The organism is Pseudomonas sp. PS01297 (assembly GCF_029959305.1).
Taxonomy (GTDB): Bacteria; Pseudomonadota; Gammaproteobacteria; order Pseudomonadales; family Pseudomonadaceae; genus Aquipseudomonas; species Aquipseudomonas helleri.
Genome location: NZ_JASCPQ010000227.1, coordinates 1 through 282, shown reverse-complemented (window position 1 = coordinate 282; position 282 = coordinate 1). Strand labels below are relative to the sequence as shown.

Annotated in this window: 1 protein-coding gene; it reads left to right on the top strand. The window is 56.7% G+C overall.

What is annotated here, in order from left to right; genetic code table 11:
* Positions 1–17 precede the first annotated feature (17 nt).
* Positions 18–282: NUDIX domain-containing protein (locus QMX84_RS26400; protein ID WP_282365158.1), on the top strand; the 265-nt coding region annotated here is incomplete at its 3' end.

Below are 282 nucleotides of genomic sequence, written 5' to 3'. Positions count from 1 at the left end.
AGTCAGGGGTGCCGGTAATGGATGAGCTTCTCATTTTGGTTGATGCCAATGATCAGCAAACCGGGGAGGCGAATAAACTTAAGGCCCATCAAGAAGGCTTGCTTCACCGCTCTTTTTCCCTCTTCGTGTTCGACTCCCGTGGTTGGTTGTTGCTCCAGCGTCGGGCGCCGGAGAAATACCACTCCGGCGGGTTGTGGACCAATACCTGTTGCGGACATCCGCGCGATGGCGAGCCTACTGAAGACGCGGCTCATCGCCGGCTCGGCGAAGAAATGGGCTTTG